The 14,722-nt window shown below is 49.5% G+C and carries 11 protein-coding genes; 1 reads left to right on the forward strand and 10 read right to left on the reverse strand.

Going from position 1 to position 14,722, the window contains the following annotated elements; translation table 11 throughout:
- Window positions 1-141: 141 nt before the first annotated feature.
- The 5 genes from RI501_RS10130 to RI501_RS10150 all read right to left on the reverse strand — a co-directional run bounded on the left by RI501_RS10130 (window position 142) and on the right by RI501_RS10150 (window position 8,863).
- Complete coding sequence (locus RI501_RS10130; protein ID WP_313822248.1) at window positions 142-1,773, reverse strand: peptide ABC transporter substrate-binding protein; 1,632 nt, start codon at window positions 1,771-1,773, stop codon at window positions 142-144.
- Between the two features lie 317 nt (window positions 1,774-2,090).
- Window positions 2,091-3,728: a peptide ABC transporter substrate-binding protein gene (locus RI501_RS10135; protein WP_313822250.1), complete on the reverse strand. Its 1,638-nt coding sequence runs from the start codon at window positions 3,726-3,728 to the stop codon at window positions 2,091-2,093.
- Between the two features lie 44 nt (window positions 3,729-3,772).
- Window positions 3,773-4,702 (reverse strand): IS30-like element ISLpl1 family transposase, encoded by a 930-nt coding sequence (locus RI501_RS10140; protein ID WP_313819825.1) that lies wholly within the window; start codon window positions 4,700-4,702, stop codon window positions 3,773-3,775.
- Window positions 4,703-5,394: 692 nt separating this feature from the next.
- Window positions 5,395-7,023: a peptide ABC transporter substrate-binding protein gene (locus tag RI501_RS10145; protein ID WP_313822252.1), complete on the reverse strand. Its 1,629-nt coding sequence runs from the start codon at window positions 7,021-7,023 to the stop codon at window positions 5,395-5,397.
- A 199-nt stretch (window positions 7,024-7,222) separates the two neighbouring features.
- Window positions 7,223-8,863: a peptide ABC transporter substrate-binding protein gene (locus tag RI501_RS10150; protein ID WP_313822254.1), complete on the reverse strand. Its 1,641-nt coding sequence runs from the start codon at window positions 8,861-8,863 to the stop codon at window positions 7,223-7,225.
- Between the two features lie 174 nt (window positions 8,864-9,037).
- On the opposite strand from RI501_RS10150, the gene hflX reads away from it, so the two are divergent.
- Entirely contained in the window at window positions 9,038-10,330 is a 1,293-nt protein-coding gene (hflX, locus tag RI501_RS10155) for a GTPase HflX (RefSeq protein WP_313822256.1), read from the forward strand.
- A gap of 239 nt (window positions 10,331-10,569) precedes the next feature.
- On the opposite strand, the gene RI501_RS10160 is transcribed toward hflX, so the two are convergent.
- The 5 genes from RI501_RS10160 to RI501_RS10180 all read right to left on the reverse strand — a co-directional run bounded on the left by RI501_RS10160 (window position 10,570) and on the right by RI501_RS10180 (window position 14,703).
- Window positions 10,570-11,223: an amino acid ABC transporter permease gene (locus RI501_RS10160; protein ID WP_313823215.1), complete on the reverse strand. Its 654-nt coding sequence runs from the start codon at window positions 11,221-11,223 to the stop codon at window positions 10,570-10,572.
- Window positions 11,224-11,239: 16 nt separating this feature from the next.
- The gene (locus RI501_RS10165; RefSeq protein WP_313822258.1) at window positions 11,240-11,878 is read right to left on the reverse strand and encodes an amino acid ABC transporter permease; all 639 of its coding nucleotides are present in this window, start codon (window positions 11,876-11,878) and stop codon (window positions 11,240-11,242) included.
- On the reverse strand, window positions 11,875-12,711 hold the full coding sequence (locus RI501_RS10170; protein ID WP_313822260.1) for a transporter substrate-binding domain-containing protein: 837 nt from the start codon (window positions 12,709-12,711) through the stop codon (window positions 11,875-11,877). Before RI501_RS10170 ends, RI501_RS10165 begins: the two co-directional genes overlap by 4 nt.
- Before the next feature lie 18 nt (window positions 12,712-12,729).
- Window positions 12,730-13,467 (reverse strand): amino acid ABC transporter ATP-binding protein, encoded by a 738-nt coding sequence (locus RI501_RS10175; RefSeq protein WP_313822262.1) that lies wholly within the window; start codon window positions 13,465-13,467, stop codon window positions 12,730-12,732.
- A gap of 294 nt (window positions 13,468-13,761) precedes the next feature.
- A complete protein-coding gene (locus RI501_RS10180) occupies window positions 13,762-14,703 on the reverse strand; it encodes a DUF6681 family protein (protein WP_313822264.1) in 942 nt (313 codons plus the stop codon).
- Window positions 14,704-14,722 lie beyond the last annotated feature (19 nt).

Genomic DNA, 14,722 nt, shown 5'->3' on the forward strand with positions numbered 1-14,722 from the left:
CTATCAAAAAACAACAAGATGATAAATGATTGCTATAGCATCGAAGAGTAAGGACCACCAATGGTTGATCCTTACTCCCCGATAAAGCTTATGAGTCGGTCGCCCGGCTCATAAGCAGAAACCCTGTGCATGAGTCGTCAATTACTTGGCGATGTAAGTCTGACTGAAGTCCCAGTTGGCGCCGGTTGGGAAGTAGATCAAGCCCTTGACGTTGGCCTTCACCAGTTGGGCCTTCCCTTGTTGATAGAACGGAATGACCCCTTGGTCGTTTAGCAACGTCTTTTGGGCGTTAACCATGTCGTTCCACCGAGCGCGCTCGTTATTGGCATCTTTGCCGTTAGCGTTGGCGATATCCTTATCGTACGCCGCAGACTTCCATTTCCCGTTGTTGTATGCGTTGTCGGACGTAAACAATTGCAGGAAGGAAATTGGGTCGGGGAAGTCAGCGCCCCAAGCCGTGGCCACCACGTCGAATTGACCATTTTGTGAACGGCTTAACCGCGTCTTGAATGGTAAGTTCTGGTTAGTGACCTTCAGGTTAGGTAACTTGGCCCATTGACTCTGGATGAATTCGGCTGCGTTCTTGCCGGCTGGCGTATCATCGGCCATAAAGGTCAATGAATAGCTCTTCCGACCAGTTTCCTTCAAGGCTTGCTTCCACAACTTCTTTGCCTGCGTTAAGTTCTGCGTTGAAGCCGACTTGACGTTCGCAACGTCGGAGAAGTCTTTACCCTTGTAGGAAGCTAGGCCCGTCGCAACCACACCCTTGGCCGGCGTAGAACCGTCTTCTAAGACCTTGTTGATGAATTGGTTCCGGTTGATGGCCATGGATAGGGCTTGCCGAGCATGCTTATTACGCAGCATGGAATCCTTCTTTTCGTTGAGTTCCAAGTAGAAGGTTCCGGCTGACTTGCGTTCCACGTATTCCTTACTGTTCTTGTAGTTCTTGGGTTGTTGACCACTTAAATAAGTGGCATCTAACTTACCGCTTTGGTACTGACTCAAGGCCGTTTGAGGATCCTTCATCGTCTTGAAATTAATCTTCTTCAGTTTAACATTCTTGGCGTTCCAGTAGTTAGCATTCTTACTCATCGACCAGTTATCGGAAGTCCCGGTCCAGTAAGTCAGCTTGAAAGGACCGTTGTAAACGTTAGCCTGAGCAGTCGTGGCGTATTTGCTACCGTACTTCTTGGCCACGGATGCGTTCTGTGGGAAGAAGGTCGGACTCGCCACTAAGGATGGGAAGTAGGCGGTCGCCTTGGTCAACGTGACCACGACCTTGTACTTACCCTGGGCTTTAATTCCTAAGGTTGACATGGGTTGCTTACCCTTTGAAATTGCGTCAGCGTTCTTAACGGGTGACAAAAGGTACGCGTATTGGGATGCGGTCTTAGGATTGACCGTGCGCTGCCAAGAGTACACGAAGTTTTGGGCCGTAACGGGATCGCCGTTACTCCACTTCGACTTCCGCAAATTAAAGGTATAGACCGTACCGTCCTTTGACTTGCTGTAGCTCTTCGCGACACCCGGGGTTAGCTTGTTGTTCTTGCCAATCCGCAAGAGTCCTTCCCCCGTGTTGTTCATGGTCTCCCCTGAAACCTGATCAGTCGCCTTAGAAATATCCATTGATGGGAGCGCGGACGCTTCCATCCAATTTAGGGTTTGGCCCTTCGCCGCACTCGTACTCGAACTTGACGACGAGCCACACGCTGCCAGCACAATGGCGGCAAACGTGGCCACTGTCCCTAACTTGACTGCTGAATTGATCCTCATTGAAAATCCAACCCCTCTATCCTGGTTGTGCCAAATAAATTGACAACCTCAAATTTGATGGTTCCAATTGTATATGAGAAAACAATTAAAATCAATGGTTGGATTTAATTTATTCGGTTAAATCGGATATAAGCGTTGATATAGCAACGTTTTAAATTAAAAATTAAAATCTGATGTCACATTTTAAATGTATTTAATTCGTCATTCTTGTATACGATATACAGGAAATGACTAAGTTTCACCCCCGATTATTCACTCTGATGATTAAGGAAGCTCGCCGGTCGACGATCGAGCGGCGAGCTTCGATAACGCATGCGTTACTTGGAGATATAAGTCTGACTGAAGTCCCAGTTAGCGCCGGTTGGGAAGTAGATGATTCCCTTGACGTTAGACTTGACCAGTTGTGGCTTAGCTTGTTGATAGATTGGGATGATCCCTTGATCGTTCATCAACGTCTTTTCAGCGTCGATCAAATCGTTCCAACGAGCGGATTCGTTGTTAGCATCCTGGTTGTTGGCCTTGTCGATGTCCTTGTCGTAAGTCGTGGACTTCCACTTCCCGTTGTTGTACGAGTTGCCGGAAGTAAACAGAGACAGGAAGGAGATTGGATCGGCGAAGTCAGCGCCCCAGCCAGAAACTACGGCATCGAATTGCCCATTTTGTGACCGGCTCAACCGGGTCTTAAATGGTAAGTTGCTGTTCGTAACCTTCAAGCCAGGTAACTTAGCCCACTGACTCTGAACGTATTCAGTGGCGTTCTTACCGGCTGGCGTATCATCGGCCATTAAGGTCAGAGACACGTTAGACTTGCCGGTTTCCTTCAAGGCTTTCTTCCATAAGGTCTTAGCTTCAGCCAAGTTGTAAGCCGTGCCTTCGCTGGTCTTAGCGGCCTTAGCGAAGTCCGTGCCCTTGTAAGAAACTAAACCGTCAGCCACGTAACCGGATGGCACCGTGGACCCGTCTTGTAAGACCTTGTTGACGAATTGGTTCCGGTTGATGGCCAAGGATAAGGCCTTCCGGGCGTTGACGTTCTTAAAGATGGCATCCTTTTTTTCGTTCATTTCAATGTAGAAGGTTGAAGCCCCCTTACGAACCACGTACTGCTTACTGTTCTTGTAGTTCTTTGGTTGCTGACCACTCAGGTAAGTGGCGTCCAACTTACCACTTTGATATTGACTCAAGGCGGTTTGTGGATCCTTCATGGTCTTAAAGTTGATCTTCTTCAGCTTGACGTTCTTAGCGTTCCAGTAGTTGCTGTTCTTGCTTAACGTCCAGTTGTCTGACGTCCCAGTCCAGTAAGTTAACTTGAATGGGCCGTTGTAAACGTTGCTTTGGGCGTTGGCCGCGTACTTCTTGCCGTACTTTTGCACGATCTTTTGATCTTGCGGGTAGAAGGTTGGGTTAGCCACTAAGGCTGGGAAGTAGTTCGTCGCCTTGGTCAACGTAACCACGACCTTGTAGTTGCCGTCCGCCTTGATCCCTAAACTAGAAACCGGCTTCTTATTGTTCATGATGGCGTTGGCGTTCTTCACCTGAGCAAACAAGTAAGCGTATTGCGAAGCGGTCTTCGGATTAACGGTGCGTTGCCAGGAATAAACGAAATCTTTAGCGGTAACGGGGTCTCCGTTACTCCACTTGGACTTCCGTAAATTGAAGGTATACGTTTTCCCGTCCTTGGACTTGGAATAGCTCTTGGCGACCCCAGGATGCGTTTTACTGTTCTTCCCCATCCGAAGTAACCCTTCGTTGGTGTTGTTCAGGGTTTCACCGGAAACCACGTCGGTCGCCGTGGAAATATCCATGGATGGTAAAGCCGAGGACTCCATCCAGTTTAAGGTTTGGTCCTTCGCCTGGGTGGCACCACCGTTACTACTGGACGAGCTGCCACACGCCGCGAGTAAAATTGCGGCGAAGGTAGCAACCGTCCCTAACTTGACTGCTGAATTGATTTTCATCACTTATTCAACCCCTCTTAGTTGGTCATGGGTAGATTGCAAATTTAATCCGAATTTTTGGACAAATTGGTCAGCATAACCTGATACGGTGTTTGCCAGTCGAGTATTTTAAGCGGTCGCTGGTTAATTTGGAGTAACGTCGTCGTTAAATCTTGAGCACTAATGTGCTCAAAACGAGTCCCCTTAGGATAAAAATAACGTAAATTCCGATTAAAGCGTTCATTACTACCACGTTCAGCTGGCGTATAAGCATGACAGTAATAGGTCTTAATACCATATTGTGATTCAAATGATACTAGCCCACTAAACTCAGTACCACGGTCCACAGTAAAACTGTGCACCGGTCCATTAAAAGTTGTTAGGAACTTAGTCAGTGCTTCATTAACACTCGCTGTCGTTCGATCTTTTAACCGGTATGCCCAAAGGAACCGTGATTTTCGATCGATTAAAGTTAATAAAACTGCCTTACTATGCCCACGAGGACCAACGACTGTATCTAGTTCAAAATCGCCGATGCGATTACGTTGATTAATCATCATGGGACGCTGTTCAATTGATCGCCCCAAAGATTGATTATATTTGGATCGTTGGTCAACGTTACGCCGTTGGCGTACGCCATGTTCAGGTAGATCATTCAAGGAGAAATCAATTCTCCCCTGATTTAGCCAATTATAAATAGATTTAGTAGCTAGTTTAAATTCGTGAGCAATCATTCCTGGTGACCAGCTTAGACGTAAATGGTTGAGAATTTTTTGCTTTAACTCATCGCTCAGCTTAGTTTTCCGACCACATCGTGATCGCTTGTATTCGGCATCTGTTTGTGCTAATTCAGCCTGATAAGGTTGACATCGAGATAATTCATAAGAAATTGTTGACGGTGATCGGTTCAGCCGAACGCCCATTTGGATATTGGACAGCCCTAGTTCACAAAAGGTTTCGATTTTAATTCGTTCGGAATAGGTTATACTAGACAAAAGATCAGCTCCTAAAAGATGGGTTTGTGGTAAACACCATTTTAAAGGAAGCTGATCTTTTTTGTCCGAACAGCGTTCGGATTAATTTTACAATCTACCATGGAACAAAAACTAACACCTCAAATTTGATTAGTCCTAGTGTATATTAGAAGAACATTAAAATCAATAGTAATATCTAATTTATTTTTAGTAAACCGTTATAAACGCCGTCTAATTAACGTTTCAAATTAAGCGTAATTGATTAATTAACTGTCTTTTGTGGGGGAATCCATTCTAAAATTGAATAAATATCACTTACAAAATTAGTAAATTCACCTTAAAAACTCATAAACGGTTAAGCAAGCAAACCAAATCCGTGCGGCCCCGTTAGGACCCCACGGATTTAAGCTGTCGCTAAATTGACTTAAGGTGGGATATTATGCATAAACCCTTATCCAATCACAAGTAGAGATTTTCTCGGTTAAAATTGTGTTTACCAGTTCGCAGTACTGATTAATTTATCCCACTAGTGTACAGCCCGGAGGCGAGCAGGAGCTCAGCCAGCGACATTATGGTTAGCCAGCGTATTTCGCTGACTTACCATAAGGCCAAGCTTCAAAACTCGCGGCTTTTGCGAGGTTCGAAGTTGTGCCCGCAGGCGTTCCAGCTCCTGAGCGCCGGAGGGCGACCAATCTCGCTCCAATTAGCATTAATTATTTGGCGATGTAGGCCTTACTAAAGTCCCAGTTGGCACCCACCGAGTAGTAGACCACGTTCTTGACCTTCGACTTAACCAATTGCGGCTTACCCCCTTGGTACAGCGGGATGATCCCCTCATCCTTCAGCAGGACCTTCTGGGCGTCCACCATGTTCTGCCACCGAGCGGCTGGCTTGTTGGCGTTGGTGTCCGTGGCTTCCTTGATCAGCTTATCGTAAGCGGCAGACTTCCACTTCCCGTTGTTGTACGAGTTGTCCGATGTGAACAACTGTAAATCGGTGATCGGATCGGGGAAATCAGCGCCCCAGAGGCTCACAACCACGTTAAATTGTTGGTTGGCCGAACGGGATAGCCGCGTCTTGTACGGAATGTTTTGGTTCGTCACCTTGATGCCGGAGAGCTTGCTCCACTGGCTCTGCAAGTATTCGGTGGTACTCTTGGCGACCGGCGTATCGTCGGCCATCAGTGTCAGGTTGTAGCTCTTACGGCCGGTTTCCTTTAAGGCTTGCTTCCAGAGTTGCTTGGCCTTGGTCAGGTTGTAGTCCGTGGCGGACTTAACCGTGGCCTGGTCCGCAAAGTCCTTGCCGTCACGTAAGGCCAGTTTCTTGGTCACAATCCCCGTGGCCGGCGTCGACCCATCGGCTAAGACCTTGTTGGTAAACTGACTCCGGTTGATGGCCAGGGACAGAGCTTGCCGCGCCTTGACGTTTCTCATCATCGAGTCGGACTTTTGGTTCATTTCCACGTAAGCCGCCCGCGAACTGGTCAAGGACCGGTAATCCTTGTTGTTCTTGTAGTTTCGTGGTTGTTGCCCACTCAGGTAGATGGCGTCCATCTTGCCACTTTGGTACTGACTTAACGCGGTTTGTGGATCCTTGATGGCGCTGAACTTGATGTGTTGCAACTTCACGGACTTGGCATCCCAGTACTTCGGGTTCTTGCTCAAGGTCCAGTTATCCGACGTCCCGGTCCAGGAGGTTAACTTGAATGGCCCGTTGTAAACGTTGTTCTGGGCGTTGTTGGCGTATTTCTTACCGTACTTTTGCACGACCTTTTGGTTCTGTGGGAAGAAGCTAACCTGCGCGACCAACGTTGGGAAGTAGCTAACTGCGTGGGTTAGGTGAACGACTACTTTGTAATTCCCCTTAGCCTCAACCCCCAACGTTGACACGGCCTTCTTTCCGTTCATGATAGCGTTAGCGTTCTTCACGTCAGCGTACAGGTAAGCATACTGCGACGCGGTCTTAGGATTGACCGTCCGTTGCCACCCGTAGACAAAGTCCTTGGCGGTCACGGGATCACCGTTACTCCACTTGGATTTCCGCAAATTAAACGTGTACGTTTTTCCGTCCTTAGACGTCGTGTAACTCTTGGCCACGGCCGGGTAGGTCTTGTTGTTCTTACCGAACTGTAAGAGCCCTTGCCCGGTATTATTCAACGTCTCCGCCGAAATGATGTCGGTGGCCAGTGAATTATCCATCGACGAGAGTGACGAACTTTCCATCCAGGTTAAGGTTTGGTCCTTGGCCTGTTTAGAACTACTGGTGGAACTGCCACACGCTGCTAATAAAATCGTCGAGAGCGTGGCGACAGTCCCCAACTTAATAAACGAAGTTACCCTCATATCTTTCAACCCCTCTAATATGTACCCATCAGCAATACAACATGTCATCATCATAAATGATAGAACAATGAGAATCAATAGTATTTTTTAATTTTATATTAATTTAGTTGTCGAATACGCCAAAAAAACGGGGCCAATCGCTGGATTGACCCCGTTTCCCATTTATCATCAAATTTTAAGAATTAGTCTGTTACCGACCTCACTTCGAGATGTAGGCGTGACTAAAGTCCCAGTTACCCCCAATTGGGTAGTACACAACGTCCTTGACCTTCGACTTCAACAATTGTGGCTTACCGGCTTGGTACAATGGAATGATGCCTTCGTTTTGTAAGAGAATCTTTTGGGCAGAAACCATTTCGTTCCACCGCTTGTCTGGGTTGTTGGCATCGGTCGTCGTGACCTTATTGATCAGACGGTCGTAGGCCTGGTTGGACCACTTGCCGTTGTTGTAGGTGTTCCCCGACGTAAACAGTTGCAGATCGGTAATCGGGTCTGGGAAGTCGGCGCCCCACAGGGAAACGACGACATCGAATTGTCCTGCAGCCGACCGTGCGAGCCGCGTCTTGTACGGAATGTTTTGGTTGGTGACCTTCAGGCCAGGGAGCTTACTCCATTCACTTTGCAGGTACTTGGTGGTACTCTTGCCCACTGGCGTATCATCGGACATCAACGTCATATTGTAACTCTTCCGCCCGGTTTCCTTCAACGCTTCGGCCCACAACTTCTTCGCCTTAGCTTGGTCATAAGCCGTGGCACTTGGGTCCGTGGCTTCGGTCGCGAAATCCTTGCCCTTATAGGTCGCCAACCCCTTAGTGCCGATTCCAGTTGCGGGAGTTGACCCATCGGCCATGACTTTCTTGGTAAACTGAGTCCGGTTAATGGCTAAGGACAACGCTTGCCGTGCCTTGGTGTTGCGCATCAACGAATCGTGTTTCTCATTCATTTCCACGTAGGCCGCCCGGGCACTGTCCAACGACCGGTAACCTGGATTGGATTTCAAGTTCCGTGGTTGTTGTCCCGTCAGGTAAATGGCATCCAACTTGCCACTTTGATACTGACTCAACGCGGTTTGCGGATCCTTGACGGCGCTAAACTTCAGTTGATGGAGTTTAACCCCCTTAGCGTCCCAGTAACTCGGGTTCTTGGTCAACGTCCAGTTATCCGACGTCCCGGTCCAGTAAGTTAGCTTAAACGGCCCGTTGTACACGTTATTTTGCGCGTTCGCCGCGTAGGCCTTGCCGTACTTTTGTACGACTGACTTATTTTGCGGGAAGAAGCTGACCTGGGCCACTAGGGTTGGGAAGTAACTAGTTGGATGAACCAAGTTAACCACCAGTTTATAATTACCTTCCGCCTTTACCCCTAGGTCACTAGCCGGTTCCTTGCCCTTAGAAATCGCGGCATCGTTTTTAATATCCGCGTACAGGTAAGCATACTGTGATCCGGTCTTGGGATTAACGGTCCGTTGCCACCCGTAAACGAAGTCTTTGGCCGTTACCGGTTGCCCGTTACTCCACTTAGACTTCCGCAGGTAAAAGGTATAGGTCTTCCCATCCTTCGACTTGGTATACCGGGTTGCGACTGACGGGTACGTTTTATTACCCGCCCCAAACTTCAACAGACCGGCACCGGTGTTATTCAGCGTTTCAGCTGAAATAATATCGGTGGCCAGTGAGTTGTCCATGCTAGTCAGCGAAGAACTCTCCATCCAAGTCAACGTTTGGTTCTTGGCCTGGGCGGTACTCGATTTGGCCGGCGAAGCACTATTACCACAGGCAGCTAATAGCATCGCTGCCAGCGTGGCCACAGTCCCCAACTTGGCCATTGCTGATAATTTCATTGCGACTCAACTCCCCTCACGTCTCTCTTAATGACGTTGAGGTCATCCTAGATTGGAATTCGATGAGAATCAACATTATCCTCTAATCTTGTAAGGTATCCTAACCCACATTCCCCCCGAAAGGTCTAGCACATGGTATACTGAGCCCATAAGAAGAATAAGGAGCGTGAGCATATGGATGAAACACCAGCAACACCCGTCATTACCATTGGCCTTAACTCGGGGCAGGCAACGTTCGACTACGCCATGGCCGAATTAGACGCCCTCGTGGCGGCCAACAACATGACCGTGGTCGAACAGGTGCAACAGGCCTTAAGTAAGCCCAATCCTGGCACCTACTTTGGGACCGGGAAAGTGGAAGAATTGGCCACCATCGTCGCTGACGACGGGGTCGATACCATCGTGGTCAACGATGAACTGACCCCCAGCCAGATTCGGAACTTAGAAGCCGGGACCAAGGCCCGCATCATCGATCGAACCGGCTTAATTCTCGAAATCTTCGCCAACCGGGCCCAGTCCCGTGAAGCCAAATTACAGGTTCAATTGGCCATGTTGCAGTACCAATTACCCCGGCTCCACACCAGTGCCTCGCAACGCTTGGACCAACAGACCGGGAGCGGCGGTGGCGGTGGCTTCACCAACCGGGGGGCCGGAGAATCCCAGACCGAAATGAGCCGGCGGACCATCCAACGGTCGATTAACCACGTCAATCACGAGTTAAAAGAAATCAACCTGGCCGCTGAAACCCAACGGGCTCAACGCGAACGTAACCAGTTACCCTCAATTGCCCTCGTTGGCTATACCAACGCCGGTAAGTCCACGTTGATGAATGCCTTGGTTCAACGCTTCGGCAAGAACGAGGATAAGCAGGTGTTCGTCAAAAACATGCTGTTCGCGACCTTGGACACCAGTGTTCGCCAGTTAATTTTCCCCGACCAAAAGAAGCTCCTACTAAGTGATACGGTCGGGTTCGTCAGCCAATTACCCACTAACTTGGTCAAGGCCTTCCGTTCGACGTTGGCCGAAGCGGCCAATGCCGATCTGTTAGTCCAAGTGGTCGATTACGCCGACGTGAACCGCGAGGCCATGATGGCCACCACGGAAAAAACTTTGCAGGAAATCGGCGTCACCGACGTGCCAATGATCACCGTCTTCAACAAAGCGGATCTGACCTCGGCCACCTACCCTAGCAGAGCGGGCGACCAACTGATTCTCTCGGCCAAAGACGACGCATCTATCGACATGCTGGTCCAAACCATGAAGGAAAAGGTCTTTCACAATTACGTGACGGCCAACTTCCTGATTCCGTTTGATGCCGGCGACGTGGTGGCCTACCTGAACGACCACGCTAACGTCCTCAAGACGGACTACCAGGCCACGGGAACCGCCATGCGGGTGGAACTGCCCCAAGCCGATTTTAACCGTTTCAAGCAGTACGTGGTCACCGACACCCCAAGTGAAGACTAATCCCACTACCGAAGCGGCGTACCCCGCTTTCGATAACTCAGATCCGCGGCAAATCGCGGGTCCTTTTTTTGCAACCAAAAATCGGTTGAGCTAGCAAACACGTTCGTTGTTGTAAGCGTTTTCTTCTATTATATAGGTCATTTTCACAGCTTATTGCGGGTGCGAGCGCCGCCACAAAAAACCGGAACCAATCATCAAGACTGGTTCCGGTTTAATTACTAAGTCATTTAAGCCCTTAGTTACGCCTGGCGCTTTTCAAGGTACCGGGCCAAAACGGACAACGCGTAGCAAACGATGAAGTACAGCAACGCAATCGCCACGAACATCGGAATGATGTAGTTGGTATTTTGCCCGTAAATGATCTGGGAGCGGTACAGCATTTCTGGTAACAAGATAATGGTCGCTAACGAGGTATCCTTGACCAGCGAGATGAACTGACTCACGATCGCCGGAATCATCTTGACCATGGCCTGCGGCAACACGATGTGCCATAGACCTTGCCAATAGGTTAACCCGTTAGCCCGGGCCCCTTCCATCTGGCCGGGATCCACGGCCTGAATCCCCGACCGGACGATCTCAGCCAACATGGCGGATTCAAAGATCGTCATGGCCAAAATCGCGGCCGGAATCACCTCGGGCTTAACCCCCAGGTTCGGTAAACCAAAGTAAATAAAGAATAAGATCAAAATTAACGGTAAATTCCGAATCACGTCAGTCACAAACCCGACAATCGCGGAAAAGTACTTGATCTTGACGTAGCGAATGACCCCCAAGATGGCCCCAATGATAAAACTCCCAATGATGGAAGCCACCGATACTAAGATGGTAATCCCCAGGCCACCGAACAGGTAGCGCAAGTTATCCGGGGAGTATGCGGCAATAAAATTATTCAGCATGGTTAACCCTCCCCTAAGCTAAACGCTTTTCTAAGTAGCGCATGTAGTAACTGATCGGCATGGTGATAATTAGATAAAGGACCCCTACGGCGGAGTAGGCCGCCATGGTTTCTAGCGAACTCGAGGCAATCGAATTTCCCTGATACATCAGGTCGAAGCCCCCCACGAAGGCTAAGGTCGACGAATTCTTAACCAGGTTCACAAACTGGTTACCCAGCGGTGGAATCACATACCGAAAGGCTTGGGGCAAGACGATGTAGCGCATCGATTGCCAGAAGGTCAACCCGTTGGAACGGGCCCCTTCCATCTGGCCGGGATCCACAGACTGAATCCCCGCCCGCACAGTTTCGGCGATGAACGCCGAGGTGTAGAGTGTTAACCCAATGGTACCGGCGGTAAACCCGTTCATCTTTAAGACGTACAGCGGAATTACCACGTAGAAAAACATGGTAATCACCAGTAACGGAATATTCCGGAAGATTTCGATGTACACGCGGGCGACTCCCCGGGCGAACTTGTTGGGCGATTCTTCGAGTAAGGCGAAGAACGTTCCAATGATTAAGCTACAAATCAACGCAATCACACTACATAGCAGCGTTTGCCCTAACCCATACAGGAGGGTGCCACCGTAAGTTTGGAAGATATGAATCATTCTTTAGCCGCCTCCTTGTAGTCAAAGCCCTTAACGTTATGGAACCACTTGTGCAGGATCTTCTGATATTGGCCGTTGGCCCGTAATTCCGCAATCGCCTGGTTAATTCCTTGGCGGAACGGGGTTTGCGGCTTGTCCACGGCAATCCCGTAAGGTTCAGAAACGAACGTCCCGCCGGTAACCACGTAATCCGGATTCTGGACGGACATCCCGTAAAGGATCCCGTTATCGGTGGTCAGCGCCTGACCTTGACCCGACTTCAGGGCCGTCATGGCTTGCGCGTAGTCGGTCAGCTGTAAGACCTTGGCGTTTGGCGCGACCTTCGCCACGTTTTCCACGGAGTCCGAGCCGACGACCCCGAGGACCGTCCCCTTCTGTTGATTAAGATCCTTAACATTCTTGATACTGCTGCCCTTCTTGACCAGTAACGATTGTCCAGCATAGAAGTAAGTATCGGTAAACGCAACCTGCTTACGCCGTTCAGGCGTGTTGGTCATGGTGGCGATAATCGCGTCGATGTTCCCGTTTTTCAACATCGGCATCCGCGTCGAACTCGTCACTTGAATAAATTTGGCTTTTCCCTTAGGCCCAAGCATTTGCTTAGTAATCGCCTTAGCGAGGTCAATTTCAAATCCCTTGATCTTGCCATCCTTGGTATCTAACAGACCAAACAGCCGCGTGTCGGCCTTGACTCCCCAGGTAATGGTCTTAGACTGTTGATCAACCTTTAACACGTTCCGGGATGACAACGGTTTGGACCCACAAGAACTGACCACCACGGTGAGGGCCACCAGCGCAACAATCAGGCCCAGGCGCCGCATTAATTTTTTCATAAGCGTGTCCCTCCCTGATTAGTGCAAAATCTTGCTTAAGAACTGACGAGCCCGTTCGTTGGTCGGTTCGCCGTTAAAGAACTTATCCTTAGAATCATCTTCGAGAATCCGCCCATCGGCCATGAAAATAACCCGGTTGGCCACTTCGCGCGCGAAGCCCATTTCGTGGGTCACGACTAGCGACGTCATACTGGAATCTTGAGCGATGGTCTTCATGATGTTCAAGACATCGTCGACCATTTCGGGGTCCAAGGCACTGGTCGGTTCGTCGAACAACAGGCACTTAGGCTTCATGGCTAACGACCGCGCAATGGCGATTCGTTGTTGTTGCCCCCCGGACAATTGGGCCGGCATTTTAGGCGCCTGGTCGGCTAACCCCACCCGATCGAGCATTTCCATCGCAACCTTCTTGTTTTCGGCCTCGTCGCGGTGCAACACGATCCGCGGTGCCAACATGATATTTTCCAGAATCGTCTTGTTGGCGTAGAGGTTAAAGTGTTGGAACACCATCCCCACGTTCTTGCGAATCCGGTTGATATCGGTCTTCGGGTTGGCCAAGTCCTGCCCGTTAACGATCAGCTTCCCTTCCCGAATCCGTTCCAACCCGTTCACCGAACGAATCAGCGTCGACTTACCGGAACCAGATGGTCCGATTAACACGACGGTCTCACCGGCCTCGATGGTTAAGTTGATATTATGCAACGCGTGAAAGTCGCCGTAATACTTCTCCACGTTGTGGAATTCAATCATTGACATATTTTTCCCTCCACTAGAATAGGTTGGGGCTCCGGACGGTTGGTCCGTAGCCCCACCACTAAGGTTATTGTGGTACCTACTGCTCCTCAAATTTTTGAACATTTGCAGGGTCTAAAATAAAGTTTAAACCAAAAGAATAGGCCGGTCAAAAACATTGCCTCGTTCGATCCGACCTTTCATAAGTCGTTATCCCCCAAAAAGGGTTACCTATCAACACTTTTCACCGAATAATGACCTAACAAAAAAAGTCATGGCCCACGCCATGACTTTCTAAAGATCAATTCAATTTAACGTTTAATGGTGGTAGCGTGATCGCCGCGTCATGGGTTCATCATCCGTGGCAGACGTCGCCGTCGACGTTGCCTGTTGGTCGTACCGTTGCCGGCGCGTCGTCCCCATCGGTTGTGAGGTCGCTGCGGGGGCCCCTTCATCCTGGTGCTTGTACGCCAATTGAACGGCAACCGCAAAGTCGTTGTCTTGTTCGATCAACGTGGTCCGCCCCACAACCTTAAACGGTCCACCGACCAGCGTCGCGTTGGCTAGGTACAGCTTAAATTGGTCGCGCACGTCATTCACGTTTTGCAACCCCACCGTGCTGACCGTTCCCACCGCCTGCTTATCGGCCTGGTTTAACCCCGCGTAAACGACTAACCGGCCGTCTTCGTTTTGCATCTCGAAGTACGGGATCAAAATCCCCGGCCCAGTTGCGTAGACTGGTTTACCATCCTTTTGGACCTGCTCCATAATTTCGCGATCACCCAACCCAGAATAGTCCAACTGCAGGAGTCGGTTCTGTTGAAGTTGGGTCGCCAAGTTCTGAATATTTTGTTGTTGGACTGGCGTGGCGCGTAATTTTCCGGGTAAGATCTTTTTCTGGTCAAAATAACCGTTTGCCGGAATGTTACGTCCGAGACTGTGCCGTCGCGGTTGTTCCGTTTCGGCCTCCTTCGGCTTAGTTCCCAGTAACTTTTCAATCTTGGGTGAGATGTCGAAGGGCGCCTTTTTCTTGGTGAAATAATAAACGATATTTAAAAAAGCAAAGTATAACAAGACGATCGCCACGCCCAAAATTAACAGGCCCCAGAACGGGTGGCCGTTTTGCAGGTAGCGAACCGCAATGTAGAAGAGGTAAAAGTCTCCCAGCAAGCCCAACACCGTATAGATCCGGTTCTTGAGCTTGACGCTGACGTTAATGTACCCCAAATAATGGTTCACCATATCAAGAAAGCTTAACATCTTCGGTCCCCCTTTCTGG

Origin of the sequence: Levilactobacillus zymae, from assembly GCF_032190635.1 — a bacterium.
Classification (GTDB): Bacteria; Bacillota; Bacilli; order Lactobacillales; family Lactobacillaceae; genus Levilactobacillus; species Levilactobacillus zymae_A.